This window comes from Bradyrhizobium cytisi, assembly GCF_008123515.1.
Classification (GTDB): Bacteria; Pseudomonadota; Alphaproteobacteria; order Rhizobiales; family Xanthobacteraceae; genus Bradyrhizobium; species Bradyrhizobium cytisi.
Genome location: NZ_VSSR01000029.1, coordinates 110,002 through 134,249, shown reverse-complemented (window position 1 = coordinate 134,249; position 24,248 = coordinate 110,002). Strand labels below are relative to the sequence as shown.

Below are 24,248 nucleotides of genomic sequence, written 5' to 3'. Positions count from 1 at the left end.
CGGGATGCAAATGAGCCTCCTGTGAAGTGGTGACGCCCGAGCTATCCGAATGGTTCCTTGACGACGAGCGTCGGTGGGATTGGCTGGATGGTCCCTGGTCGATGCGTTGGAACGAAAGATGCCGCCCGGTTTTTTCCCTTTAGGGGCAGGGGCTTTTTGGGAATCGGCCAATGGCAAAGTCACGCAGACTCAGCCCCAATCTGAAAGTCGAGCGATACGATGCGCCTGCGGGCGGATGGGGATCGGTCAGGTCGCTGGCCAGAAGCCTCGCACGCTCTCATGTTCCTTTCAGTGGTTCGCGCGTTCTTCTGAAGCAGAACAAACCCGATGGCTTTGCCTGCGTGAGTTGCGCTTGGGCGAAGCCCGCCGATCCGCGCGTCTTCGAGTTCTGCGAGAACGGTGCGAAAGCAACGACGTGGGAGATCACCCAGAAGCGGGTGACGCCCGGGTTTTTCGATCATCATCCCGTGAGCGAGCTGGACTCGTGGGACGATCATCAGCTCGAGGCGGCCGGGCGATTGACGCACCCGATGCGCTTCGACGCTGCAAGCGATAGGTATTTGCCTGTGAGCTGGAATGAGGCTTTTGCGGAGATCGGCCGGGAGCTGCGCGAGCTCACGCCCGACAGTGCCGTATTCTACACCTCCGGACGGGCCTCGCTCGAGACGTCCTTCATGTATGGGCTTTTGGCCAGAGCCTATGGCACCAACAACCTGCCTGACAGCTCCAACATGTGTCATGAGACCTCATCGGTGGCGCTTCCCGAGAGCATTGGCGTTCCCGTGGGAACCTGCACGCTGGATGACTTCGCCAAGACCGATTGCCTCTTCTTCTTTGGTCAGAATGTCGGTACGTCGAGCCCGCGCATGCTGCATCAGCTTCAAGAGGCGGTGAAGCGGGACGTCCCGATCATCACCTTCAATCCCTTGCGAGAGCGGGGGCTGATTGAGTTCACCAATCCGCAAGCGCCGGGCGAAATGCTCAGCGGCGCAGCGACGCCGATCAGCTCGCAATATCATCAGGTCAGGACCGGTGGCGACACCGCCGCGATGATGGGCATCGCCAAGGCGTTGCTGCAGCTGGAGGAGGCCAGCCCTGTGGGTGGCTCAGTCATCGATTGGGACTTCATCAAAGAGCATGGTCATGGCTGGGACGACTGGTCGACCGCCGTCAAGGCGTGCAGTTGGTCCGGTATCGAGGACAGATCCGGCTTGACGCGGGGCGCGCTCGAGGCAGCTGCTCACGTCTACGCGCAGAAAAATTCGGTGATGTTCATCTATGGAATGGGGCTGACGCAACATCGCAAGGGCGTGGAGACCGTGCAAACCATGGTCAATCTCGCGCTGATGCGCGGCAATGTCGGCCGACCGGGTGCCGGCATCTGCCCGGTGCGTGGCCATTCCAACGTCCAGGGCCAGCGTACGGTGGGCATTACCGAGAAGCCTGGGATGGTGCCAGCTGACAAGATCAAGGCGCTGTTCGGCATCGACGTGCCGCAGAAGAAGGGTCTCACCACCGTGGAGGCCTGCAAGGGTATCATCGACGGATCGGTTCGGGCCGTGATCCAGCTCGGCGGCAATTTGGTACGCTCCGTACCGGAGCATCGCCTGGTGGTTCCAGCGTGGCGCAAGCTTCGGCTCACAGTGCAGATCCTGACCAAGCTGAACCGGTCGGCGCTCGTCCATGGCGAAGTATCCTATATTTTGCCGTGTCTCGGGCGGACCGAGATCGATCTGCAGGAAACCGGCCAGCAAGCTGTCGCCGTCGAGGATTCCACCGGTTGCATGCATGGCTCACGGGGACAGGCCCGGCCCGCAAGTCCTGACCTTCTGTCCGAGCCAAGGATCGTTGCCGAGCTCGCCAAGGCCACGGTGTCTGGCCGAACGACCATTTCCTGGGACGCCTGGGTTGCGGACTACGCCCGGATCCGCGACGCCATCGCGTCCACGTATCCGGACATTTTCCACGACTTCAATGAGCGAATGTGGAAGCCCGGCGGCTTTCACCGTCCGATCGCTGCCCGGCAACGATCATGGAGAACCAAAACGGGGAAAGCCAACTTCATCGTCCCATCGTCGCTCGTGACCGACATCGACACGCCCCCGGAGGCACGCGACGTGGTGCAGCTGATCACACTGCGGAGCAACGGCCAGTTCAACACCACGATTTATAATTATGACGACCGCTTCCGCGGCATCTACGGCTCGCGGCTTGTGGTGCTTATGCATCGCAATGACATCGAGAGATGGGGATTGAAAGAAGGAGTGACGGTGACGCTGGCGACTGCGGTTGACGACGGCGTAGATCGTCAGGTGAGCGGCCTGCGCGTCGTTGCCTACGATATCCCGGAAGGCTGCATCGCCAGCTACTTTCCGGAATGCAACCCGCTATTGCCGCTGTGGCACCATGAGGAAAAGGCCAAGACGCCGGCGGCGAAATCGATCCCGGTCCGGGTGAAAGCCGAAGCCGCTGCGGTCTGACAGCCATGGCGGTTGAAGGAGGAAACGATGCTTGAAGAGAAGCTCAAGGAAGCAATCATCGGTGAACTGAAGCGTCAGGCCGCAAACAGCCCTCAGATTCTCAGAGTGGAAGGCTCGGACGAGTTGGTCGTCAACGGCAAGATCGACCTGTCGGAGCTCGTCATGGTCATCGCAGGGTCTGTGTCTGGCGGTCCGTGATGCGTCGAATGTCAGCCGAAAATGCCTAGACTAGTTCCTTCAGCCGTTTGGCATCGGCCGGCGCCGCGCTTTTCTGGTCGTTGTCGAAATAGACATAGACGTCGCAGCCCTGCCGCTTCCAGGACCTGATGCGTCTGGCCCATTCTTCCAGAATGGCCGGCGGGTAACGACCGTGATAGCGGCCGCTCGGTCCGTGGCCTCGAATGTAGACGAAATTCGCGGTTCGCTTCCAAGGCGCTGGTGCATCGTGATGATCGGAAAGACAAAGCGAGATGTTTGCCTTCCTCAGTATTTTCAGAATGCCCGGATGATACCAGCTGGGATGCCGAAACTCGAAGCTGTAACGTCGTTTGCGAGACAGAAGTTCAAGAAAGGAGGCGAGCCGATCTGCATCGGCCTCGAATTGCGGTGGAAGCTGGAAGAGGATGGGGCCGGCTTTCTGCCCCAACAGCGAACGGCGCTCTTCAAGTAGCTCAAGACTGTTCACCGACCGATCCGACAATCGCTTCCAATGCGTAATGAACTTTGAAGCCTTCCACGCGAAGACAAAATCCTTGCCGGTCTGCTCGCGCCAGCCTTTTACGGCCTCCGGCGTCGGCGTCCGATAAAACACCCCATTGAGCTCGGTCGTATCAAACTGGCTGGCGTAGTGGCAAAGCTGCTGCTTGATCGGAAGCTCCTTGGGAAAGAAAGGCCCACGCCAAGATGCGTAGTGCCAACCTGACGTGCCGATATGAACGCGTGCCATGTGGAATTTCAACTCAACTCAGGACACCGCAAGCACGACCTTTCCCGCCGAATGCCCGCGCTCGACCGACGCAAGTGCCACCATCGCTTGCTCGAGTGGAAAGCTTTTCTCGACGTGCGGTCGGACGTTTCCAGTCGCGATCAGCGCGCCAATCCCGGACAGTTCGTCTCCGTCGGGCTCGACGGTATATCGCATCGCCTTCACGCCCGCGGCGCGAGCCCTATCCTGCGACGGTGCTGTCAGGGTGGAAATCAGCCGTCCGCCTTGCTTCAGCACGGCCCAGGACCGCTCACGCGTCTCTCCATCGATCAAGTCGAACACCAGGTCGACGTCAGAAGCGGCGTCTTCAAAGCGTTGGTTCTTGTAGTCGATCACGACGTCTGCCCCGAGGGAGCGGGCAAACGTGACGTGTTCTGTCGATACCGTGGTCAGGACACGCGCCCCGCTTGCCTTGGCGAACTGAACGGCAAAATGGCCGACGCCGCCGGACCCGCCGTGAATCAGGACGGATTCTCCGGCCCGCAATTGGCCGTGTCTAAACAGGCCCTGATGCGCCGTCTGTCCGGCCAGCGGTATTGCAGCCGCGTGGATATGGTCAATACCAGCGGGTTTGATGGCGATGGCGCGCTCCTCGAGGACGACCTGCTCGGCATAGCCTCCGCCCCAGACCGGGACCATGCCGATCACCTCATCGCCGACGCGCACGCGATCGACCTGGGGCCCGCATTGCAGAACGATGCCGGAGATGTCACGGCCGGGGGTATAAGGCAGCCGGTCATCTTTCACCGAGGGATATTTGCCGGAGCGGATCTTGAAGTCGACCGGGTTCACGCTTGCAGCGCGGACAGCCACCAGAATTTGGCGAGCGTCCGGCCCCGACTGCTCGACTTCGTCGAGTTGGAGTACCTCGTTGTCACCGAAACGGTGAAACCTGATCTTCCGTATCCTGGTCATCTCTGAACCGTTCCTCTCGCCATGACTGGACGATCAACGGTGTCCGTTACCCCTCGTTCCGAAAGACGGGCCGGGACCGAGCGCGAAGCTTGGTATCCTCTTGGGAACGTCAGTTTATGGCACTGGGTTAGTCGAAGACTGGAGACCCAGGGAGAACCCCGGAACGAATGGTCGCTCGGTCAGGATGGCGAAACGACGAAAGGAATGCTGCATGGGAGTTCCGATGTACGCATTGTTCGAACGCGACAGACAAATCGGTGCTGCATTTCCAACCGAGAAGGAAGTGTGGGAGGCGGCGCTCATAGAAGGGCTCGTCACCGACGTTCCGGTGGCTGACGAGGAAGGTGGCCAAATCCTGCCAGACGGCTACCACGTTAAACGGGTCGAGCCGTGAATCGGGAAGCTCTGGAGCACCAAGCCGATCGAGCCCAAGCTCTCGCTGCCGAGGCCGCCGATCACGACGTCAGGAAGGATCTCCTGGACGCGGCAAGACGATACAGAGTTCAGCTCAAGGTCGAACGATGCAAGCCAAGGCCCGAATGGAAGCTTCCGGACGAGATTTCCTGACGGGCTATCTTGTGTTGCTCTTGAGAAAAGTCAGGCCGTCGACGGTTAGCCGGTCCTCGCTGGTCTCGCCGTCCGCGACGAGGCCTTCCAGGTAAGTCTCCAGTTCCGGCAACCAAGACCCACCAGATCGCACGCCTTCTTGATCCGCTCGATTGCCTTCTCAAAAATGTTGATTTGCGCGTTCATCACCTCCGAACTCGCTTCCGAGACGATGGTTCCTTGCCGTCGCAGAGCCAGCATTCGTCAAATGCTGGTGCATCTGTTGGCTAATGAACGAAGCACAATGGTCGTGCGATGAACGCACGCTTCCGGCCGAACGATCCCCAGAAGCCATTCTGACACGCGGTCAGCGGCCCCGCTGACTTTGTTCGCTCCTCGCGACGCTTCTTCGTGCCCGAAATATGCTGTTTGCGCGTGCGCATCGCGTATGTCGGGAGCTGTCGCGAGGACCGGTGCCGTCCGGCCGCTCGCAATTCAGCATCCGTGAGATCGCTGTCGGCTCCCTCAGTGAACCCGCCGGTGGCGGGAAGAGGTGAGCGACAGCCCTTCACGAAGACCGGCGGAACGGATGATCTCCTTCCCTACATCGCGGAGATAGCGGAGAAGCGCCACGAACGAACTCCATGCAACACGTGATTTAAGGTGGCACAGGCGGAATCGTTCCAGAACCGCGTATCCTTCGCGGCGTTGCGCCCTTTCAACCACCGAAGCAATACGATGCGCTAGTCCCAATGGTCGCAATTAGCCCTTGGCCGTCGCCTTCAACGTCGGCGCTGATGTCCGATATTGCGATACAAGCCGGCGTTGTAAAGATCAGTCGATCTTGGCGGCTGACGGACATTTATCCGCAGATGGCAATCATGCCGGTCTCGCCGATCCGCAGACGTTCGCGGCCTATCTGGCTCCGCTACGCCGCGCCGAATGGGTGGTCTATGCCAAGCGCCCGTTCGGCGGGCCACAGGCTGTGCTGGTCTATCTGTCGCGCTATACCTACCGCGTTGCCATCGCCAACAGCCGGCTGATCGCCTGCGACCGCAGCCGCGTCACCTTCCGAGTAAGGACTATCGTGCCGATGGTCGTGATCGTCAGAAGGTCATGACACTTGCTACCGGCGAGTTCATCCGCCGCTTCCTCATCCACGTCCTGCCGCAGGGCTCCACCGCATCCGTCACTACAGCCTGCTCGCCAGTGGCACCCGCACAGATAACATCGCTCGCGCGCGTGAGCTGCTCGCCGCTGCAAATTCTGAAGGCCAACCCACCACTGCTGCCCCCGCCGATCAAACCAAGCCGAGCTGCCCATGCTGCGGCGGTCGCATGATCATCATCGTCGCGATCGCTGCCTCTCGATCGGCCACGGCAGAGCGCGCTCAGATATCCAGCCGGTGTAGCAAATCGGCCGCCAACTCACAACGTTCAGCGCGACCCGCCGCTCATGCGTTAGCCGCTCCGCCCTCGGCCAACTCACTGAACCGGCTCAATTCCAATCACCCACATCATCCGCGGCACTCAAATCCCCATAGTTCACGCCGCGCTACCCTCGTGCCCATCCCGCGGTTTCCTCCCTTGGAGGTTTGCGGACGTCGGCCCCGTGTGCGCGGCCCCACCGTCAGGGGGCCGGCATCCGAAAACCTTCACAGAAGCAGAAACGGGTCGCAGCTGAATCAAACCGCGGAAGGCGAGCATCGGCTCGACAACGCGCTTCCCCAGGATCAGCCGTGGTCGCGCGTCGGGTACGCCTGGTCTGCTCCAGAGCGTCGCTCGGCGGGATTTGTGAACATCGCCGAATTGGCATGAGATTGCCGGGCGAGTTACGGCATTAAGCATGGGCTTCAGGTTTGCTTCCAGCGAAGAAACTCGTCACCGAACGCCCATTTGCCAGTCCGGAGGCTGCCGCGCGTAAGCTGGTTGGGCTCTTCCACGCAGAAGCCTTGGCGACCGGGAAGCGCTTTCCACGTGGAATCGGTCCCATATCCCTAAAACTGACTGCTGTGTAGATCGTGATATTTTGTCCGGCCTGATGTTCAGGAACGAAAACGTCGGCCACGAAAGCGGTGGCTCTCTTTTGGTTTAGTCAAGGCGCGGGGAACATTGAGCGCAATCGCCAGGATAGCGAGGAGGACTGCTTTCATTTGGAAACAGCTGCCAAGCTATTGAATTATCTGGAGGACATTCTGAGCCTTTTTTCCAAATGCGCCGTGGAATCATTGAATAATCAAGCAGGTTTTGATTCCGCCATTCGGAGGTTCGATCCCTTCCGCCCCAGCCAGCACTTAAAGCTGCTAAGTTCGTTATGTAACAGCTCTATTCCCGTCGAATTTTTGGGCGGGTCTGGAAATGGAGCTTCTGATGCTCGTTCCAGAATCGAACTAAACGGTGTGGTGCATTACAGCGACCATACTGGCCTATCTGCGTGGCTTTCATCCGCAACATATACCGCAGGGAGGCCACGCCGACAGATCTGTGATGCGCTCATCGTAGAATAGCTCATTACGGCGCACAAATCGGACAACCTGTCGTGTCCACGATGATGGTGTAGCTCGGTGAAGCAAGGTCGCCAGCACACATTCAGTGCCAAGTGCCGTATCGAGTCCAAAAGCAGCTCAGACAAGCGGCGGTCGTTTGGTGGCCGCCGCGTTAAGCAGAGTAGTTCAAACAAAAGATTTCTTCACAAGTTCATGATGGTTGAGAAAATCCGAAGGTTTCTGTCACGCAGGTTGGGCGCGGGATCCATCAAGGATGCTGCTTGATCGACCTTGTTGCATCAATGAATGAACTGGCGGCCTCGAGGACTGCATGGGGGCGGCCGATGATCCGATGTCGGTCGTCTCGGAGGATCTGAGGGGTCGAAGGCCTCCGGATCGCCGACGCGTCGATCATGCCGCGTCTCGTTTCCGGCAACACCAACGCTCCGACGATGATGATAAAAGAACTAAGATGAGCGTCTTGCGACCCGCGACAGCATCGCAACGAATGCCGTGACCTTGGGCGCGCGAAAGCGGGCGGCGGGATAGACGACATGAATACCGCCTGATGGCAGGGCCCAGGACGGCAGGACATGGACAAGCCGTCCGGCTTTCAGATGCTCCGAAACAAGGAAGTCGGGCAGCACGGACAGGCCTCCGCCGGCAAGTGCCGCCGCAAGCACTGCTGGCGTCGTGTTGATCGCGATCGCTTGTCGCATGCGAACTGTGCAGACTTCGATATCGTTTCTCGTGAAGCGCCAGACCAGCGGCTCACTGAGCGCCCCATTGGCGATGAACGGCAAAGCCGCAAGGTCATCGGGCTTGTCCACGCGAACCGCCACGGCGATCTCCGGCGGGGCTACCAATAACTGGCGGAACGTCCCGAGCCGTCGGGCTTGAAGACTTGAGTCATTCAGCCAGCCGACGCGAATCGACAGATCGATCTGGTTGGCGATGAGGTCCGTCCTGGTATCCGAGAGAACCAGATCGACGCCGCATGCCGGGTACTTCCGCGCAAATTCGGCCGCGACCGGCGCAATGGTCGATGCACCGTAGTCGTTCGGCGCTGCGATCCGCAGTACCCCCATGGGCTCGGCGTTCGTCTGGGCAAGCTCGTCTATGGCATACTCGGCCTCGCGCAGGATCATGACGCAGCGGGCGTGCAGCAGGCGTCCGGCCTCGGTCGGCCCCACTCTTCTGGTCGTCCGCAGCAGGAGCGCCGTCTTCAGTTCGGCCTCGAGCCGCGCGACCTGCTGGCTGACGACCGTCTTGGTGATGCCGAGCCGCTCGGCCGCGCGGGTAAAGGAGCCCGCGTCAACCACTGCCGCGAAATAGGCCAGGCGATTGAGGTTGATCGTTTCCATTGGACTCAGTGATTGTAAGCCAGCAGCTAACAATATGTATCATTATGTAGCGTTTATCAATCAATTGGCGTCGGCTAATTCTGCGGCACATGGAATCGCAGCGGCTTGAAATCATGCGGATCACCTATCTCTTCGACCCTCTGTGCGGCTGGTGCTACGGCGCTGGACCGGTTTTGGACCAGCTTGCGCGGCTGGCCGACACGAGGCTGGAGCTCGCACCGACCGGCATGTTCGCAGGTGAGGCCGCCCGACCAATGGACCAGCATTTTGCGGCCTATGCCTGGCAGAACGATCGGCGCATTGCGCGACTCACGGGCCAAGCTTTCACTGAGCCTTATCGCAACCAGATCCTCAGCAATATCGGCGGCATGTTCGACTCGGCCCCCGCAACCCTTGGCCTGGTCGCAGTCGGCCTCGCGGAGCCCGCTCGCGAATTGGAGGCGCTAAAACTGCTGCAGCGCGCTCGCTATGTCGACGGCCGGGACAATTCCAGTCTTCAGGTCGTCGCCGACGTGCTCGACGAAGCGCAATTCACCGATGCGGCTGGCCGCGTTCGGGCGCCAGACGATGCCATCCTCGCGGCTTACCGGGGACGGGTCGAAGCTGCCCGTTCCGAGATGGCGCGATTTGCCGTCGATGGTGTGCCGGCGCTGGTGGCCGGCGAAGGTGCCGGACGCCGGTTGCTGAGCAGCAGCTTGTTGTTCGGGCGCTTCGATCTGCTGGCTGCCCAGTTGCGCGCGGCTTGAAGGCTCAAGACCGACTTATCCCACTGACGAAGTTTGATGGAGAGACCGATGTTCTCAAGGAGACAGATCGTGAAAACGATCCTTGCTGCCAGCGCCGCCGCCGTATTTGCTCCCGCTGATGTTGGGTATTCCGCTGAGTCCAAGCTGAGCTGGAAGCATTTTCCCGCCGGCCCCAACGGGTTTTTTCGTGCTCCGGTGCTGCTCGATGGTCCCACCGAGGCGGTCCTGATCGACGGCGGATTCTCTTATCCCGACGGACGTGCGCTGGCCGAGGCGATCAAGGCGACGGGCAAGAAGCTGACGACCATCTACATCAGCCAATCTGATCCCGACTACTATTTCAGCCTGAAGCCCGTGCGCGAAGCCTTTCCGAATGCCAAGGTGCTGGCGGCATCCGCGACGCTTGCGGCCATCAAGGGAAATGTGGAGAAAAAGCTCGCCGTCTGGGGCCCGCAGTTGAAGGAGAACGGTCCGCAGACCCTGGCAGACATCGTGCTGCCGGAAGCTTTCGATGAAACCTCTTTCGCGGTTGACGGCGAGACGATCGAAATCGTCAATGCCGACGGCCTTGCCAACCGCCGCTATCTCTTCGTTCCCTCCCTGAACGCCGTGTTCGGCGGTGTGATGATCTTCTCCGGTGTTCACGTTTGGACCGCCGATACGCCGACCAAGGAGCAGCGCGCGGCCTGGGTCGCGAACCTCGACAAGATCGCCGCACGCAGGCCGTCTATCGTCGTGGCAGGTCACATGGCGCCGAGCGTTGCCGTCGATCTCTCCGCCGTCGAGCACACCAAAAAATATCTGCTCGCGTTCGATGAAGAGCTCGCCAAGGCAGCTGACGGTGCCGCGCTCAAGGCGGCTATGGAAGCCCGCTTCCCGAATCTCGGAATGGGCGTGGCACTCGATATCGGCTCCAAGGTCGCCAAGGGCGAGATGAAGTGGGGCTAAGAAAGGGAGGGCGGATCGGGCTGATCCGCCTCTCAGCCACAGGTCAAATGAGCTCGATGTCGGCAGGATAGCCCGCGTCCTTGAGCTTCTCAAAGAAGGCTCCCGTCAGGATATGTCGGGGCTCCGGCGATCCGCCCGGCGTTCCCCAGGCGCAGCCGGTGCTCCGACGGGCCTTCATGTCGTAGACGAAAGTGGCGGCGAGATCGATCAGGATCTCCCGCCAGGTGACGACATAGATGTCATCCCGGATCTTCCAATAACTCGCTTCGTCCGTGCCGCAATCGCCCCGGCGTACGCCCTTCAGGCACTGATATGAGTACCAGTGCGTGTTCAGATATAGGTGCTCGTAAACAGTGTCCTCGCTGTAGCGGTAGATCGCCCGCGTTCCGATGAGGTCGCGTGTAGGCTCGGGGGCAGAGGATTGCAACGAAGGTCGAGAGCTGCGAATTTGTCCCTTCGTGAATCTTTGCGTCACTCTGGTCTTTCTTTCGAACGGGCGCCGACCGTCGGCAAGCTGCGATGCGACGAACAACACGTGATGCGTGCTGAGGTCGAGCACGATGGCCATGGTCTCGCGGCCCTGTGCCGGCAGCATCGCCACGATGAGCAGCACGTCTGGAGCCGCCTCCACCACGTCGACCGGACAGAACCCGCTTTGATCCAGCGCGAGACCAGGCAGGCCGCGCCAGCGCAGCACGCCATCTGGTAGAAATTCCAGGATTGTCTTGCCGTCTGCTTCGAGTGCGACTTCCAATGTCCGGCCTTGCAGCCGGTTCGTGCTGGGCTGCCGGTTCACGGACAGCCCGCTGGCAACAGCAGCCGACGAGGGAAGAGCCGTCGCGGACGTCTTGACGCCCGAATCTGCAGTTCTTGCAAAGAACTCGCCGACGAGGCGCTCCGACAAGCCCCAGACCGCTTCGGCATGAGCCTGATCGAGGGCCCATGGCATGATCCCGTTGGGCAGGCGTGGATCCGGGTTCACCTCGGAGAAGCCGCAGTCTTCGAGAAAGCGGCCGCCCAGGCCATCGAGCTCGGGATGAACGAGCGCCCAGAGCATCGTTGCAGCTCCGGCGGCCAGAGTTTTTCGCGGAAGATTGGCGACCTCCGGCTGACGGCGGCGCAGCGGCGCGAAATCATCCTGGGTCAGATGGTGGTGGAGGTTGGTATCGGTGATGATTCCTGGGGCAACCGTGAACGCGCGCACGCCTGCGTCGCGGTGATGCGCGTCGAACGCCAATGCGAACAGAGCATTGGCCGATTTCGACTGGCCATAGGCGTCCCAGCGATCATACGGCTTATGACGGAAGTTCGGATCTTCAAGGTCGACATTGTGCAAGCGGTGGGCGCCCGATGTCATCACGACGAGCCGCGAGGGTGCGCGCGCCTCGAGAAGCGGCGCCAGCCGATTGACGAGCAGGAAGTGCCCGAGGTGATTGGCCCCGAACTGCATCTCGAAACCGTCCGCGGTGAGGGCATGGTCGATCGCCATCACGCCGGCATTGGCCACGATGCCGTCGAGGCCGCCGTACGAACCTGCAAGGGTCGCCGTGAACGCGCGCACGCTGGCAAGCGAGGCGAGATCGACCAGGCGGACGTCCAGCGCAGCGCCCGGTACGACCGTCCTGATCGCTGTGGCGGCTGCTTCGCCCTTGTCGGGCGATCGGACGGCCATGATGACCTTTGCGCCGCGCGACGCGAGCACGCGAGCGGTCTCCCGGCCCAGGCCGGACGATGCGCCCGTCACGAGGTAGACCTTGCCGGACAGATCGATGCCCGCGAGTACCTCGTCTGCGGTCGTGTCGCGATTGAAGCCAGCCATCTCATTCATCGGCGAAGTCCTTCCAAGAGAGATTCATAAAGATCAGGCTCGAGCCCTACGCCACGGCGTGAGCGCGCGTTCGACAAGTCCAAGTAGCGCGTTGTTGGCTGCACCCACCGCTCCGAGCAGGACGATCCCGCCATAGAGGTCGGTGCTGCGGAACGAGCGCGCCGCCATGATGATGGTGGAGCCGAGCCCCTGCTGCGCCGTGATCATTTCACCGACCACCGTGATGATCAGGCAGGCGGTCAGCGACAGCCGCATCCCCGCGGTCACGTCCGGCAGCGCGTTCGGCAGTCCGAACTTCAGCGCAAATGCCAGTGGGCCGATGCCGAGATTCTTCGCAACTTCGCGCAGCCGTGGGTCGATCGCGCTGAAGCCGTGAATGGTCGGCAGAAGCACGGGCCAGATTGCGCCAAAGGCGATGATTCCCAGCAGCATGTTCGGATGTAGTCCGAACAGCGCAATGCCCACGGGTAGGAGCGTCGATGCAGGCAGTGGACGCAGGAGCTCGAGCGTTGGCGTCAGCCAATAGCGCGCGCGCTGCGACAGGCCGATCAGGGCACCCAGCAGGATGCCGCCGAGCGATGCCAGCGTCCAGCCATGGATCATGCGCTCCATGGTCGAGATGGTGAGCGCGAGCAGGTCGCCACGGGTCAGGCCCCGCAAGAGGTTGGCGAATGTCGAGGAGGGCGAAGGCAGGAAAATCGGCTGAACCAACCCGGTGGTCGTCACCAACTGCCAGAGCAGAAGGATCGACAAGGTGACGAGGACGGAGCCTGCCCGCAGGGACCAGTTGCTCATGTCGCCGCGTCCCCGTACGCCGCGCCGAACAGGCGCCGGTGCATGGCAATCAGGCTCTCATTGAGCAGCCATCCGAGGATTGCGAGCCAGACCAGGAAGGCATACATGACCTCGGGACGGAGACTGAGCCCGGCGGAGATGATTGCGTAGCCGATGCCGATCGGGTTGGCCGCAATTTCGGTCGTGACTGCGACGATCAGAGCGATGCCGAGGGTCAATCGCAGCGCCGTGAAGATTCGCGGAACCGCTGCTGGCAGCGCGATCTTTGTGATCTGCTTGCGGCGCGGCAGGCCGAGTATGCGGGCGACTTCGATCAATCGCGGCTCGACGCCGAGCACGGCGTCGCGAGTCAGCAGCAGCATCGGCCAGAAGCATGCAAAGGCGATGATCGCGGCTTCCATTCTGATGCCGAGACCGTAGATCAGCATCATCAAGGGAATGACTGCAACCGGTGGGATCGGACGAAACAATTCGATCGACAGCGAGGCGAGGCGTGCGGCTGTGGGGGAAAGGCCCAGCCACACGCCAAGCAGCAAGCCGAGCGTGCCCCCGATGGGAACACCGACCGCGATTGCGCCGATCGTCTCCGCCGTTCGCAGGAAGATCTCGCCATCGGTGATCAGGCCGAGCAGGGCGGCCGCGGTCTGGCTCGGTAGTGCGAGCCCATCGCTCTCGATGCTTGAGGCGCGCATTGCGAGTTCGATGATGCCGAGAAATGCGAGCGGGACCAGCCACGCTGGCAAGGCGCGCAGCACGATATCAATGTGTCTTCTGGACATGGTCGAACAGCACGTGGCGAAGCCGAAGGAATTCCGGATGCTCGCGGGTCCGGAGTTGGTCGCGGGGCCGCGGCAATCCGACATCGATCACTTCCGCCAATCGGCCGGGATTGGCTTGCAGTGCGAACACCCGATCGCCAAGATAGATGGCTTCATCGAGATCATGGGTGACGAAGAGGACAGTTGCTCCGCTGTCCCTCACAAGCCTCGCGATCTCGTCCTGTAGAGCCTGACGGGTGAGTGCATCGAGTGCACCGAACGGCTCGTCCATGAGAAGAACGCGCGGCCCCTGGGCCAGGCAGCGGGCGATCTGCACACGTTGCTGCATGCCGCCGGACAGTTGCGCCGGATACTTGTCGCCATGTCCCGCGAGACCGACCTTGTCGAGCAGGGCGGCAACGCGCTCGGCGCGCGCCAGGCGCGGCACGCCCATTGCTTCCAGCGCGAGGGCAATGTTGCCTGCTGCGGTTCGCCAAGGCAGTAAAGCCCGCCCATAATCCTGAAACACGATCGCTACGTCACGCGACGGGCCGTCGACGGTTACCCCGAGGCGACGCACTTCGCCCCGGGTCGGCGACAGCAAACCCGTCACGAGCCGCAGCAAGGTCGTCTTGCCACAGCCGGAAGGGCCGACGACGCACGCGAACTCACCGGGAGCGACCGTGAATGAAAGGCCGTCCACGACGCACTTGCCGCCGAAATCGAGCCGGACGCCGTCGAACGCAATGGCAGGCTGCGCGCAAGCCTCGGCGGCGGGCGCGAGTCGGGAGCTGGTTTTGTTCATTTCGGGAAGAGCTTTTCGGGTGACTTGAAGTTCCGCAGCATGTCCTGCTTGTCCATCATGTCGACCCAGAGCTGGACCTGCTGCGGCGTCACATCTGTGTCCAGCTTGTTTATTGTCAGCGTCTTCAGCACCTCGGGCGGCATCTTCACGTATTTGCCGAAGATTTCGAGCGTCGCCGGCAAGTCGCTCTGCTCAAAGGCAATCGCCTTGTCCAGGGCGAGCTTGAATCCGGCGGCTGCCTCGCGATGGGCGTCAGCCCAGGCTCTGCTGCTGGCATAGACGAAGGGGGGCAGGCGGTCGGGGAGGTTGGCGGCAATGTAGAAGATCTTCCCGCCGATCCCCGGCGCGGCAGCTCGCTGTAGAAAGGGGTTTGTCGAGAGTACGGCGTCCACCGTACGGGCCTTCAAGAGATCGGCGAGCTGCGGAAAGGTGCTTTCGACGAAGGTGATCCTCTGCCAGTCGACGCCGCTCCGCCGAAACCATTCGCGTGCCATGATGTGGAAGAAGCTGCCCAGACCCGGCGTTCCGATCTTCTTGCCGACGAAGTCTTCCGATTTCACGATGCCCGAGTTCGCACCGGCGACGATCCCGTAGTTGGTGTCGTTGACCGACGCGATGGCGCCTCCCGAAACAATGACGAGATCGAGACCGCTGTCTGTTACCTGGATCAGGGACGCCGTACTCAGCGCGGCGATCTGAAGCGAGTCGGACTGCAGAGCCGCGGGCATCGACTGACCGCCGGGAATGATCTTGATCGTCGCGTCGATGCCGTGATCCCGGAAATAGCCCTGCTCGACCGCGATCATCGGCAGCACGAATTCGGGTACCGGCGGCACCCCGATGGTGATCTTGGTTTGAGCTGTGGCGAAGCTGATCAGCGCAAGCTGAACGATGAGAGCCGCCAGCGCGGTCCTGAGAAGAGTTGAGAGGGCGTTTCGCATGATGGCGTCTGCTTATCCGAAATGGCTCGGTGAGGATAACAGCGCGCGCGAGTGAGACCATCTCCCCAAGATTGGGGAGGTGCAGGCTTGAGGGAGGTCAACAGGCTGCGAGCTGCAAAGCGCCGGAGCGTCCGATCCGTTCAGTGCTTGGTGCGGCTCTGCGTGCCTTGCGTCACGTCGGCAGCGTGCAGGAGAGAAGCAAGCTGGGTGCGGTTTCGAACCCCGAGCTTGGCGAATGCGCTGTCGAGATGAGCCCTGACCGTTGCAAAGGTCACGGCGAGGCGTCGGGCGATTTCCTTGTCGGCGAGGCCTTTCGCGGCCAGGCCGGCAACGGCCGCCTCGCGCGGCGACAATTTGGCCTGCAGGCCTGGCAGCAGCCTGGGTGCGCATGAGAGCGCAGTGCGCTTCAGCGCCTGCGTAAATCCGGGCTCAATCAGCTTAAGCAGCTCGATTTCGTTGTCGTCGAAATCGGGCCGTCCGTTTCTCCGCCAGATTCTGACGTCGCCGATGCTTTCACGCCCATCGAACGCAAACAGGTTGATGCCGTAGTAGTGTCCAAAGGGACGCAAGAACTCGTTGTAGATCTCCGTTCGCATCAAGTCGCGGTGCGAAATCAGCGCGCTGACGGGATTGACGCCTTGGCGTAACCAGCGGGACAGTCCCGCCTTGTGCCGGTGCTGGAAATAGCGCTCGTAATTCGGGACGCAGGCGTCGTCCAGATTGACGGAGACCCCGAGCTCGAACGCTTGTTTGCGTGAGTTCCAGGTGTAGGACGCATAGAAATCGGCATCGAGCAGGTCGAGCAACAACGGTCCAATGATGGTTCTGAGTTCCTGATTGCTTGCATGCTGCGCGGAAAGCAGCCCGATAACGCGGGACAGAACACGCTGCTTCTTTGTGCTTATGTTCATCGCCGTCCTCCCCTTTGGGAGCATAATTCAAGGGGAGTTCGACTGTCCAGCTGGAGGTCGTCCGCGCTCGCCCCAGAACTGTTCAGCAGCTCGACAGTATGAGGAGGAAAGCATGAATACCTGCGTCCAAATCCGATGAAACGGGATCCAGGACCGTCGATGACGTTGAGCAAAGCCGACGGAAGCGCGCCGGGTTGCTGCTGCGGTCAATGTCTCTTTCGTTTGCCTAGCGCTGCCCATCGTGCACAGAGATGTCCGATACGGCGAGCCCGCCGATCCGCGCATGCGGTCTGCCGCCGGTCGCCATCACCAGGCCGAAGGCGATCTCGTCACGTCTGGGCGCGTCCCAGAGCGTCATCTCCGCGGTGCCGAAATGACTGCGCACATAGCACGCATGGATATGTCCGAGCGGGACCATCAGGCGCGTGCCGGGACCGCCGATGGTCTTCGCCGCCGGGACGATCGCCTTGGGCTGAGCGAGCACTTCGCGCATACCCTGGCCGCCGGCTTCATGCCAGACGGCGCCGTGCTCGAGCTCGCCGTCCTCGCCGACGATGATGCCCTTGCCATAGGCTTCGATATGCGCAGCGCCCCCGAGCTGCGCGATCAGGCGCGTTGCGAGCTCGCGCCCGAGCTCACGCAGGGCAGCTTGAAACGGCATCAGGTTTGGCTCGTAGCGTCCCGCGAAGGGATTGGCGACGACCGCAACGGCCGTCCCGATCAGGAGCGGCTTTTCCAGCCGGGGGCCGCGTTCGTGCCAGACCGTCTCGACGCTGAGCGCGGTCTTGCGAATGTCATAGGAGGACATGCGAGCCTATGCCTCATCCACGACCGGATTGCGCAGCACGCCGATGTTCTCGATCTCGACCTCGACCACGTCGCCGGGCTTGAGGAAGATCGGCGGCTTGCGGGTGAAGCCGACGCCGGCCGGCGTGCCGGTAGCGATGACGTCGCCGGGGACGAGGTCGAAAATGGTCGAGCAGTATTCGATCAGCCGCGGGATCGAGAAGATCAGCATCGAGGTGTCGGAGGATTGCACCACCGCGCCGTTGACGCGTGTTTCGAGCTTCAATTTGGTGGGATCGCCGATCTCGTCCGGCGTGACCAGCCAGGGTCCGAACGGGCCGGTGCCGACGAAGTTCTTGCCGGAGGCGATCTGCTGGGCATGGCGTTGCCAGTCGCGGACGCTGACGTCATTGTAGATCGAGTAGCCCGCCACGTGATCCCAGGCGTCGGCCTGGCTGATGTGACGGCCGCCCTTGCCGATGACGACGGCGAGTTCGCCCTCCCAGTCGAAATTGTCCGAGACCTTCGGTCGGATCACGGGGGCGTTGTGGCCGACCTGGGAACGCCAGACTCGCAGGAAGATGGGCGGGAATTCGGTGATCTCGCGCTTCATGCCGAAGGCGACCGCTTCATTGTGGTGGTCGAGATAGTTGCGCACGGCGCAGACGATCTTCTCCGGGCGCGGGATCACGGGGAGATATTCGACGTCGCTGAGCGCCATCGTGGGCTTGTGCCCGGCGACGATGGCCTCGCGGCGCGCGTAGTCGTCGCTGCCGACGAAGTCTGCGAGGATCGGATACTGGGGCAGGGCGCGGCCGAGATCCACGACACCGTTTTCGACAATGGCTCCCCAGCTTTCCCGATTTCCGTCCAGGAACGACAGCAGCTTCATGATTGTGATCCACCAGTGAGAATTTTCGATGATTTATAGTATTTTTTCGAAAATTGTCCGGAGCGCAAGCCCGCGGGACCTGAAAAAGCGCCGTCTATTCGGCGTCCAGCAGGTGCCCGGCGTATTTCGCGACATTGTCGGCGGTAGTGCGGATATGTGTCTCGATCAGTTGCACGGCCTGATCAGCGTTGCGGGAGATGGCGGCCTGCATGATCGCCTGGTGCTCGCCAGCCTTGTCGCGCGGGCGCGGCCGGAAATTGGCCGACAGATGCCGGTAGCGCTCGGCGCGATCGAACAGCTCGGCTCTAATCGAGAGCAGCGTCGCCGAGCCGCAGGCGGAGACCAGCGCCTGATGGAACTGGCGATGGGCGATCTTCCATTCGGGATCGCGCAGCGGATGCTCGGGATCGCGTTGCTCGATCCGCTTCAGCCTGTGCAGGGTTGAGATGACGGCAATCTCCCAGTCGTCATCGCCCTTCTCAATCGAGCGGCGGATCAACTCCACCTCGATCAGCACCCTGGCATCGGTGACCTCCACCAGATCCTGGTGGCTGACCGGCGCCACGCGAAATCCGCGCTGCTCCTGGGCGTCGACAAGTCCCTCGGCGGTAAGGGCGGTCAGCGCTTCCCGCAATGTGGTGAAGCTCGCGCCGAAGCGCTCGCGCAACACGTCGAACCGCAACGGCTCGCCGGGGGGCAGACCGCAGGTCACGATCTCCTCGCGCAGCCGATGAGTAATATCGGCGGCAATCGTCTTGCCGAATTCCTTGCGGGAGCGAATGGCGGTCTCAGGCATGGTTCTGCCGATCAATTGATGCCCCAAGATGCCGCGCCAACGAGCATCTTGCAATAATTTTCGTAATAGCTAGTATTTTCGAAAATATGGTCCGAGGAGAGGGGATGAGCTCATGAGAGCGGTTCTAGTACGTCAGCCGGGCGGGTCGGATGCCCTCGAGCTGGTCGAAGTGCCGGTGCCAGCGCCCGGTGCCGGACAGGTTCAGATCCGCGCCGAAGCATTCGGCGTGGGGCAGCCCGACGTCCTGATCCGCCGCGGCGTCTACAAATGGATGCCGCCGCTGCCGGCCAATCCCGGCAATGATGTCGCTGGCCGTATTTCCGCGCTCGGGTCGAGCGTTGAAGGCTTGCAGGTCGGCCAGAAGATCCTGCTGAGCGCGCGTGACCTGTCGCAGCGCGGCGGCTGCTACGCCGAATACGTCGTCGCCCCCGCCGATGCCGTTCATGCACTTCCCGACAATGTCGATCTGAAAGCCGCAGTGTGCCTGTCGAATTATCAGGTGGCTTACGCACTGCTGCACGAGTGCCGCCATCCGCGCGCGCCCGCAAGTGTGCTGGTGATCGGCGCGGCCGGCGGTGTCGGCACCGCGCTGGTGCAGCTGGCCAAGCTCGCACAAATGACCGTGATCGGCACGGTCTCCACCGAGGAGAAGGCCGCATTCGCGCGAAGCAACGGTGCCGATCACGTCATCTTCTATCGCCGCGAGGATGTCGTGGCGCGGACCCGCGAACTGAGCAAAGGCGAGGGCGTCGGCCTCGTGCTCGACCACGTTTGCGGACCGGAGTTTACCTCCTATCTCGGCGCGCTCGGCAAATGGGGCACGCTGCTGTCGTACAACGCCTTCGCCGGGCTGCCGGAAGAGAATCTGATGGCGGCGATGCGCAATCATCTCGACATTTGCCCGGCCGTGCGCTGCTTCTCCTTCCACATCTATGACCATGATCGCGAGGGCCGTCGCGCCCTGATGCGCAACGTGATCGACGCCTTGAGCCGCAACGCGATCAAGCCGGCCATCTCGGCGACACTGAAGCTCGACCAGGTCAGGGAAGCTCACACCTTGCTCGAGCAGGGCTCCGCGCTCGGCAAGATCATCATGACGCCATGAGAGAGTGAACCAGTACAATGACGACCCAGGCACCGATTGCCCGATTCACACGGCTGAGACACGCCACTTTCGCCTCGCCGGATTCCGAGCGATTGCTCGATTACTACCGCGGCGTGATCGGTCTTGGCCTGGTCGGTCGCGATGGAGATCGCATTTTTCTCGCCAGCGATTCCGAGCAGCTTTCGCTCGTGATCGAGCCCGGCGAGGCGGCGTTGACGAGTATCGCGTTCGAGATCTCTCCGAATGTCGAGATGGACGCATTGGGGGCCGCTCTGAAGCGCGCGAATTTGCGTCCCGAACTGCGGAGTGATCCTCTGCCTGGAATTTCCAGGCTGTTGTCCTTCACCGATCCCGAGGGAACGCGGTTCGAACTGATCCAGGGCTGGACGCCGACACCGGCGCAGGAGCGGATCGGTGCGCTCGCCGTCACCAAGCTCGGCCATGTCGCGCTTCGTACGCCCGATCCGCTTGCGGCGTCGGAGTTCTATGCGAACGTCATGGGCCTGCGGGTCTCCGACTGGGTCGAGGACCGCTTCGTCTTCCTGCGCAGCGGTTACGAACATCATACGCTGAACTTCGCCCGTGCGCCCGTGCGCAGCCTGCATCATCTCGCATTCGAGTTGCGCGGCCCTTCCCACATGCAGCAGGCTTGCGATCATCTCGCCCGCCACAAGCTCAATATCCTTTGGGGACCGGTCCGTCACGGCCCCGGCCACAACACCGCGGTCTATCACCGCAATCCGGATGGCCATCTCGTCGAGCTGTTCCACGATCTCGATCGCATGATCGATGAGGAGCTTGGCTATTTCGATCCGCGTCCCTGGCATCGCGATCGTCCGCAGCGGCCGAAAGTCTGGGTCGGGCTGCCGCGCGACGTCTGGGGTCTGCCGCCATCACCGGAATGCGTCGAGTTCGCCCGCTAGGCGGCCCGGCACTCGTTTGGAAGACCGCCGCTTCGCCGCGGCCAACGAGACAACAGTCAAAGGGAGGATGCATCCATGAGGTGGATGAAGCGGTTTGCTGCGACCGGATTTCTGCTCGGCAGCTTTATGGCGGCCGGCCCTGCCCAGTCGGCGGACAACTATCCTTCGCGCCCCATACGCTTGATTCACGGCTTTGCCGCCGGCGGCGCGGCCGACACGCTGTCGCGCATTATCGCCGACGGGCTCTCCAGGAAGCTCGGGCAACCGATCGTCGTCGAAGCCAAGCCCGGTGCCGGCGGCAACATTGGGGCGGACGCGATCGCCAAGGCTGAGCCCGACGGCTACACGATCGGACTCGTCACAGGCGCCCACGCCATATCGCCCGCGACGTACAAGAGCCTGAGCTACCAGCCGGCCGACAGTTTCGACATGATCTCGACGCTGGTCTACTACGCGCTGGTCATTGCGGTGCGCAACGACTACCCGGCCAAATCGCTGGGCGAACTGATCGCGATGGCAAAGCAGAAGCCCGGCGCGCTCAGCTTTGGCTCGGTCGGTTTCGGCAGCACGCATCATCTCGCGGGAGAGCTGCTCGATGCGATGGCCGGCATCGACATGGTCCATGTACCCTATCGCGGGGATTCTCAATCCGTCACCGCGCTGCTTGGCGGAGAGGTTCCGGTCATCGTCGGCACGCCCGTGCTGCTCGCGGCGCAGATCCAGAGCGGTGGCATTCGCGGGTTGGCGGTGACTTCGCCAACACGGACTGCGCTGTTGCCGGATGTTCCAACGGTCGAGGAAGCCGGCGTCAAGGGATATGACGTGCGGACCTGGGCGGGCGTTCTCGCTCCCAAGGGCACCCCGTCTGCCGTCATCGCCGCACTCAACTCGGCGACACTCGACATCCTCAACGAGCCCGAGATCAGGCAGCGCCTGGAAACGGCCGTCGGCGGCGAAGTCCGTGGCAGCTCTCCGGAAGAGATGAAGAAGCTGATCCAGTCCGAAATCGTGAAGTGGTCGGGTGTGGTTGAGCGGGCGAAGATCCCGAAGATCTGATCTGCGCGTCCGCCGCGGGAAGACGAAGAGAGGCTTACAGGGGAGGGAGTGTCGGTGGATGCGATCGTCGGCGCGGCGGACGCCGGTTGCATCGAGGCGGTTTTCGTCGCCGACAGGCCCATGAAAGTGTGGCGGCCGGATTCTCGACGATGCTCTCGTTGTACGAGCGAAGCGCCTCGCGTCCGAATCCAGCGATTACTTGTTCCAGAAGGTCGGGTTCGTGCGCACCTGACCAGCAACCCTTCTGCTGAATCATTGATTAATGCGACTTCGGGAGTTCGTTCAATGCATTCACGACAGCTGAAGAGCGGGCGTTTAAATTGGCGCAACGCGGAGCAGCACGCTATTCTCATCGACTCGAGTCTTCGTTGGCACAAGAAACGAAAAAATGGGGATCAGATGAACTACCGCTCACCACTCCGACTGGCATTGCTCGCGCTTTCGATCCTCCTCGGTAGTGAGACGATCTGTGCCAAGAAAGCCATGGCGGCCTTGCCAAGCGCCGAGCAACTCAAGGCAATCTGTTCGACGCTCGCCGGCCGTGTGATTCCCGCAGCGTCGATTGGACTGCCGAGCGGGGAAGCTACCATTGCTTCCGGGACGATTGTTGCCGCTAACGCCACTGCCACGCCGGCCACGCCCGAGTTTTGCAGGGTAAATGGCAGCATCGCGCCGGTCGATCCCGCGGCACAATTGATCAATTTCCAGATCAATCTGCCGATCGCGTGGAACGGCAAGGCAGTGCAGTACGGCGGTGGCGGCTACAACGGCACGCTTATCACCGGACTTGCGCCGTTGCGCGATGCTGCATCGGACGATCCATTGCCGCTGACGCGCGGCTACGTGACCTTCGGAACCGATTCGGGCCATCAGGCGTCAGCGTTTGCGCCAAATAGCGTTGGACAGTTCGGCCTCAATGACGAGATGGTGGTGAATTACGCCTATGCGTCCTACAAGAAGGTCAGGGACGTCAGCGTGAACATGATAGGCATGTTCTACGGACAGCCGCCGTCGCGGGTGTATTATTTCGGCGGCTCGGAGGGTGGGCGCGAAGGCCTGACGATGGCGCAGCGATTCCCGGCCGACTACGACGGCATCGTCAGCGTGGTGCCCGCCATTCAGCTGTCAATGATTGGCGGAGCCTTCTTGCATCACGAGATCCCGCAGGTCCACGGCGGATGGATACCGCCTGCCAAGCTCGGCATGTTTGCGAAATTCGTCGCCGATCGTTGTGACGCCTTGGACGGGCTGGTCGACGGCGTCGTCAATAATTATCTCGCTTGTCCCTCGCATGTTGATCTGAAGGAATTGCGCTGTGCGAACGGCGCTGACAGCGGTGAAACCTGCCTGTCCGATGCACAAATCGCGACCGTCGTGGCGCTCCATTCACCCTATGAACTGCCGTTCGCGGTACCGAACGGGCTCGCGGCCTATCCGCAATGGCTTTACGGCAACGAGATTACGCCGGATGGCCGCAGCTCGCACATGATGCGCTGGATCACAGGGACGGCGGCGCCGAACGCGGCCGTCGACATCGATACGTCCTCGATCCATTGGCTCTATGCCGCGAATTTTGTTCGATTCTTTGTGGCGAAGGACGCGCTCTTCGATCCGAGCACGTTCGATCCGAACAAGTTTCGCGACCGCCTTCGCGAGCTATCGGAACTGCTCGACTCCACCAATCCCGATCTGTCGGCGTTTTTCGCACGCGGCGGCAAGCTGATCATGCGCTCCAACACCGGCGACCTTGCACTGAGTCCCCTGGCCGCGATCAACTACTTCAATTCGGTGTCTGCAAGGGTTGGGCAGGCGATGGTCGATCGCTCGGCGCGCCTGTTTATTTCACCCGCCTCGACCCATAGCGGTGCAGCGGCCAGCGTGACCGACGGCAGCCCGGTGCCAACCATGGTCGATCTGCTCGATCCATTGGACCGCTGGGTGAGTGATGGCGCGCCGCCGCCTGATGCCCTGATTCAGACAGTCAAGGAGAACTCGCCGCCATTCAAGCTGTTGGGCTCACGTCCGATGTGCCGCTATCCGGACTATCCGCGCTACACGTCCGGTGATCGCCTGCGAGCGGAAAGCTATCGGTGCACGCCGTCGGCGCCGTGAGCATCAAGGGACCGTTAACGTGGCGACATGAAGAAAAACTTCCGAACAGGTTGGGCGCGATGCAATGCGTG

General features: G+C 61.6%; 22 protein-coding genes and 2 pseudogenes. 11 read left to right on the top strand and 13 right to left on the bottom strand.

Annotated features, from left to right (window positions below; all coding sequences use genetic code 11):
• The first annotated feature begins 170 nt into the window (after nt 1–170).
• Nucleotides 171–2,480, top strand: coding sequence for an FdhF/YdeP family oxidoreductase (locus FXB38_RS18925; protein WP_148752491.1), 2,310 nt, complete (start codon nt 171–173; stop codon nt 2,478–2,480).
• A 27-nt stretch (nt 2,481–2,507) separates the two neighbouring features.
• A complete protein-coding gene (locus FXB38_RS42830; protein ID WP_187434986.1) occupies nt 2,508–2,678 on the top strand; it encodes a hypothetical protein in 171 nt (56 codons plus the stop codon).
• A 25-nt stretch (nt 2,679–2,703) separates the two neighbouring features.
• Here FXB38_RS42830 and FXB38_RS18920 read toward each other — a convergent pair whose 3' ends face one another.
• The gene (locus tag FXB38_RS18920; RefSeq protein WP_148752490.1) at nt 2,704–3,426 is read right to left on the bottom strand and encodes a DUF72 domain-containing protein; all 723 of its coding nucleotides are present in this window, start codon (nt 3,424–3,426) and stop codon (nt 2,704–2,706) included.
• 18 nt (nt 3,427–3,444) lie between these two features.
• Nucleotides 3,445–4,380 (bottom strand): NADP-dependent oxidoreductase, encoded by a 936-nt coding sequence (locus FXB38_RS18915; RefSeq protein ID WP_148752489.1) that lies wholly within the window; start codon nt 4,378–4,380, stop codon nt 3,445–3,447.
• A gap of 223 nt (nt 4,381–4,603) precedes the next feature.
• Between FXB38_RS18915 and FXB38_RS42825 the strand changes: the two genes are divergently transcribed.
• Nucleotides 4,604–4,774 (top strand): hypothetical protein, encoded by a 171-nt coding sequence (locus FXB38_RS42825; RefSeq protein WP_187434985.1) that lies wholly within the window; start codon nt 4,604–4,606, stop codon nt 4,772–4,774.
• 1,008 nt (nt 4,775–5,782) lie between these two features.
• A pseudogene (locus FXB38_RS18910) lies at nt 5,783–6,275 on the top strand (IS91 family transposase); the annotation flags it as partial.
• A gap of 490 nt (nt 6,276–6,765) precedes the next feature.
• Here the strand turns inward: FXB38_RS18910 and FXB38_RS42820 are convergent.
• Entirely contained in the window at nt 6,766–6,993 is a 228-nt protein-coding gene (locus FXB38_RS42820; protein ID WP_187434984.1) for a hypothetical protein, read from the bottom strand.
• 795 nt (nt 6,994–7,788) lie between these two features.
• On the opposite strand from FXB38_RS42820, the pseudogene FXB38_RS44860 reads away from it, so the two are divergent.
• Nucleotides 7,789–7,887 (top strand): annotated as a pseudogene (locus FXB38_RS44860) (GMC oxidoreductase); the annotation flags it as partial.
• Here the strand turns inward: FXB38_RS44860 and FXB38_RS18900 are convergent.
• On the bottom strand, nt 7,879–8,775 hold the full coding sequence (locus FXB38_RS18900) for a LysR family transcriptional regulator (protein ID WP_148752619.1): 897 nt from the start codon (nt 8,773–8,775) through the stop codon (nt 7,879–7,881). The pseudogene FXB38_RS44860 and the gene FXB38_RS18900 overlap by 9 nt on opposite strands.
• Nucleotides 8,776–8,888: 113 nt before the next feature.
• Between FXB38_RS18900 and FXB38_RS18895 the strand changes: the two genes are divergently transcribed.
• Both FXB38_RS18895 and FXB38_RS18890 read left to right on the top strand, forming a co-directional pair.
• The gene (locus FXB38_RS18895; RefSeq protein WP_148752488.1) at nt 8,889–9,521 is read left to right on the top strand and encodes a DsbA family protein; all 633 of its coding nucleotides are present in this window, start codon (nt 8,889–8,891) and stop codon (nt 9,519–9,521) included.
• 48 nt (nt 9,522–9,569) lie between these two features.
• A complete protein-coding gene (locus tag FXB38_RS18890; RefSeq protein WP_187434983.1) occupies nt 9,570–10,469 on the top strand; it encodes an MBL fold metallo-hydrolase in 900 nt (299 codons plus the stop codon).
• Nucleotides 10,470–10,512: 43 nt separating this feature from the next.
• On the opposite strand, the gene FXB38_RS42815 is transcribed toward FXB38_RS18890, so the two are convergent.
• The 9 genes from FXB38_RS42815 to FXB38_RS18845 all read right to left on the bottom strand — a co-directional run bounded on the left by FXB38_RS42815 (nt 10,513) and on the right by FXB38_RS18845 (nt 18,981).
• Entirely contained in the window at nt 10,513–12,297 is a 1,785-nt protein-coding gene (locus tag FXB38_RS42815; protein ID WP_187434982.1) for an SDR family NAD(P)-dependent oxidoreductase, read from the bottom strand.
• Nucleotides 12,298–12,330: 33 nt separating this feature from the next.
• Nucleotides 12,331–13,092: an ABC transporter permease gene (locus tag FXB38_RS18880; RefSeq protein ID WP_148752486.1), complete on the bottom strand. Its 762-nt coding sequence runs from the start codon at nt 13,090–13,092 to the stop codon at nt 12,331–12,333.
• Nucleotides 13,089–13,871 carry an ABC transporter permease gene (locus FXB38_RS18875; RefSeq protein ID WP_148752485.1) on the bottom strand — a complete coding sequence of 261 codons (783 nt, stop codon included), beginning with the start codon at nt 13,869–13,871 and terminating at the stop codon, nt 13,089–13,091. Before FXB38_RS18875 ends, FXB38_RS18880 begins: the two co-directional genes overlap by 4 nt.
• A complete protein-coding gene (locus tag FXB38_RS18870; RefSeq protein WP_148752484.1) occupies nt 13,852–14,655 on the bottom strand; it encodes an ABC transporter ATP-binding protein in 804 nt (267 codons plus the stop codon). The genes FXB38_RS18875 and FXB38_RS18870 overlap by 20 nt, the downstream gene beginning before the upstream one ends.
• On the bottom strand, nt 14,652–15,596 hold the full coding sequence (locus FXB38_RS18865) for an ABC transporter substrate-binding protein (RefSeq protein ID WP_148752483.1): 945 nt from the start codon (nt 15,594–15,596) through the stop codon (nt 14,652–14,654). Before FXB38_RS18865 ends, FXB38_RS18870 begins: the two co-directional genes overlap by 4 nt.
• A 140-nt stretch (nt 15,597–15,736) precedes the next feature.
• Nucleotides 15,737–16,507 (bottom strand): helix-turn-helix transcriptional regulator, encoded by a 771-nt coding sequence (locus FXB38_RS18860; RefSeq protein ID WP_187434981.1) that lies wholly within the window; start codon nt 16,505–16,507, stop codon nt 15,737–15,739.
• A gap of 226 nt (nt 16,508–16,733) precedes the next feature.
• Nucleotides 16,734–17,315, bottom strand: a complete 582-nt coding sequence (locus tag FXB38_RS18855) for an amino acid synthesis family protein (protein ID WP_148752481.1) — start codon at nt 17,313–17,315, stop codon at nt 16,734–16,736.
• Between the two features lie 6 nt (nt 17,316–17,321).
• Nucleotides 17,322–18,185, bottom strand: a complete 864-nt coding sequence (locus FXB38_RS18850; protein ID WP_148752480.1) for a fumarylacetoacetate hydrolase family protein — start codon at nt 18,183–18,185, stop codon at nt 17,322–17,324.
• Between the two features lie 94 nt (nt 18,186–18,279).
• Nucleotides 18,280–18,981, bottom strand: a complete 702-nt coding sequence (locus FXB38_RS18845; protein ID WP_148752479.1) for a GntR family transcriptional regulator — start codon at nt 18,979–18,981, stop codon at nt 18,280–18,282.
• Nucleotides 18,982–19,093: 112 nt separating this feature from the next.
• Here FXB38_RS18845 and FXB38_RS18840 point away from each other — a divergent pair, with 112 nt between their 5' ends.
• The 4 genes from FXB38_RS18840 (at nt 19,094) to FXB38_RS18825 (ending at nt 24,177) form a co-directional block, all read left to right on the top strand.
• Nucleotides 19,094–20,086, top strand: coding sequence for a zinc-dependent alcohol dehydrogenase family protein (locus tag FXB38_RS18840; RefSeq protein WP_148752478.1), 993 nt, complete (start codon nt 19,094–19,096; stop codon nt 20,084–20,086).
• A gap of 17 nt (nt 20,087–20,103) precedes the next feature.
• The gene (locus tag FXB38_RS18835; RefSeq protein ID WP_148752477.1) at nt 20,104–21,009 is read left to right on the top strand and encodes a VOC family protein; all 906 of its coding nucleotides are present in this window, start codon (nt 20,104–20,106) and stop codon (nt 21,007–21,009) included.
• Between the two features lie 75 nt (nt 21,010–21,084).
• Nucleotides 21,085–22,065 (top strand): tripartite tricarboxylate transporter substrate binding protein, encoded by a 981-nt coding sequence (locus FXB38_RS18830; RefSeq protein ID WP_148752476.1) that lies wholly within the window; start codon nt 21,085–21,087, stop codon nt 22,063–22,065.
• 54 nt (nt 22,066–22,119) lie between these two features.
• Nucleotides 22,120–24,177: a tannase/feruloyl esterase family alpha/beta hydrolase gene (locus FXB38_RS18825; RefSeq protein WP_148752475.1), complete on the top strand. Its 2,058-nt coding sequence runs from the start codon at nt 22,120–22,122 to the stop codon at nt 24,175–24,177.
• Nucleotides 24,178–24,248 lie beyond the last annotated feature (71 nt).

Bases quoted from the DNA above. Each gene is read 5' to 3' on its own strand.
- FXB38_RS18890 (WP_187434983.1), top strand. From the start codon at position 9,570: ATGTTCTCAAGGAGACAGATCGTGAAAACGATCCTTGCTGCCAGCGCC.
- FXB38_RS18865 (WP_148752483.1), bottom strand. From the start codon at position 15,596: ATGCGAAACGCCCTCTCAACTCTTCTCAGGACCGCGCTGGCGGCTCTC.
- FXB38_RS18900 (WP_148752619.1), bottom strand. From the start codon at position 8,775: ATGGAAACGATCAACCTCAATCGCCTGGCCTATTTCGCGGCAGTGGTT.
- FXB38_RS18875 (WP_148752485.1), bottom strand. From the start codon at position 13,871: ATGTCCAGAAGACACATTGATATCGTGCTGCGCGCCTTGCCAGCGTGG.
- FXB38_RS18915 (WP_148752489.1), bottom strand. From the start codon at position 4,380: ATGACCAGGATACGGAAGATCAGGTTTCACCGTTTCGGTGACAACGAG.
- FXB38_RS18830 (WP_148752476.1), top strand. From the start codon at position 21,085: ATGAGGTGGATGAAGCGGTTTGCTGCGACCGGATTTCTGCTCGGCAGC.
- FXB38_RS18855 (WP_148752481.1), bottom strand. From the start codon at position 17,315: ATGTCCTCCTATGACATTCGCAAGACCGCGCTCAGCGTCGAGACGGTC.
- FXB38_RS18840 (WP_148752478.1), top strand. From the start codon at position 19,094: ATGAGAGCGGTTCTAGTACGTCAGCCGGGCGGGTCGGATGCCCTCGAG.
- FXB38_RS18860 (WP_187434981.1), bottom strand. From the start codon at position 16,507: ATGAACATAAGCACAAAGAAGCAGCGTGTTCTGTCCCGCGTTATCGGG.
- FXB38_RS42815 (WP_187434982.1), bottom strand. From the start codon at position 12,297: ATGAATGAGATGGCTGGCTTCAATCGCGACACGACCGCAGACGAGGTA.
- FXB38_RS18870 (WP_148752484.1), bottom strand. From the start codon at position 14,655: ATGAACAAAACCAGCTCCCGACTCGCGCCCGCCGCCGAGGCTTGCGCG.
- FXB38_RS18895 (WP_148752488.1), top strand. From the start codon at position 8,889: ATGCGGATCACCTATCTCTTCGACCCTCTGTGCGGCTGGTGCTACGGC.
- FXB38_RS18880 (WP_148752486.1), bottom strand. From the start codon at position 13,092: ATGAGCAACTGGTCCCTGCGGGCAGGCTCCGTCCTCGTCACCTTGTCG.
- FXB38_RS18925 (WP_148752491.1), top strand. From the start codon at position 171: ATGGCAAAGTCACGCAGACTCAGCCCCAATCTGAAAGTCGAGCGATAC.
- FXB38_RS18845 (WP_148752479.1), bottom strand. From the start codon at position 18,981: ATGCCTGAGACCGCCATTCGCTCCCGCAAGGAATTCGGCAAGACGATT.
- FXB38_RS42830 (WP_187434986.1), top strand. From the start codon at position 2,508: ATGCTTGAAGAGAAGCTCAAGGAAGCAATCATCGGTGAACTGAAGCGT.
- FXB38_RS18835 (WP_148752477.1), top strand. From the start codon at position 20,104: ATGACGACCCAGGCACCGATTGCCCGATTCACACGGCTGAGACACGCC.
- FXB38_RS18920 (WP_148752490.1), bottom strand. From the start codon at position 3,426: ATGGCACGCGTTCATATCGGCACGTCAGGTTGGCACTACGCATCTTGG.
- FXB38_RS42825 (WP_187434985.1), top strand. From the start codon at position 4,604: ATGTACGCATTGTTCGAACGCGACAGACAAATCGGTGCTGCATTTCCA.
- FXB38_RS18850 (WP_148752480.1), bottom strand. From the start codon at position 18,185: ATGAAGCTGCTGTCGTTCCTGGACGGAAATCGGGAAAGCTGGGGAGCC.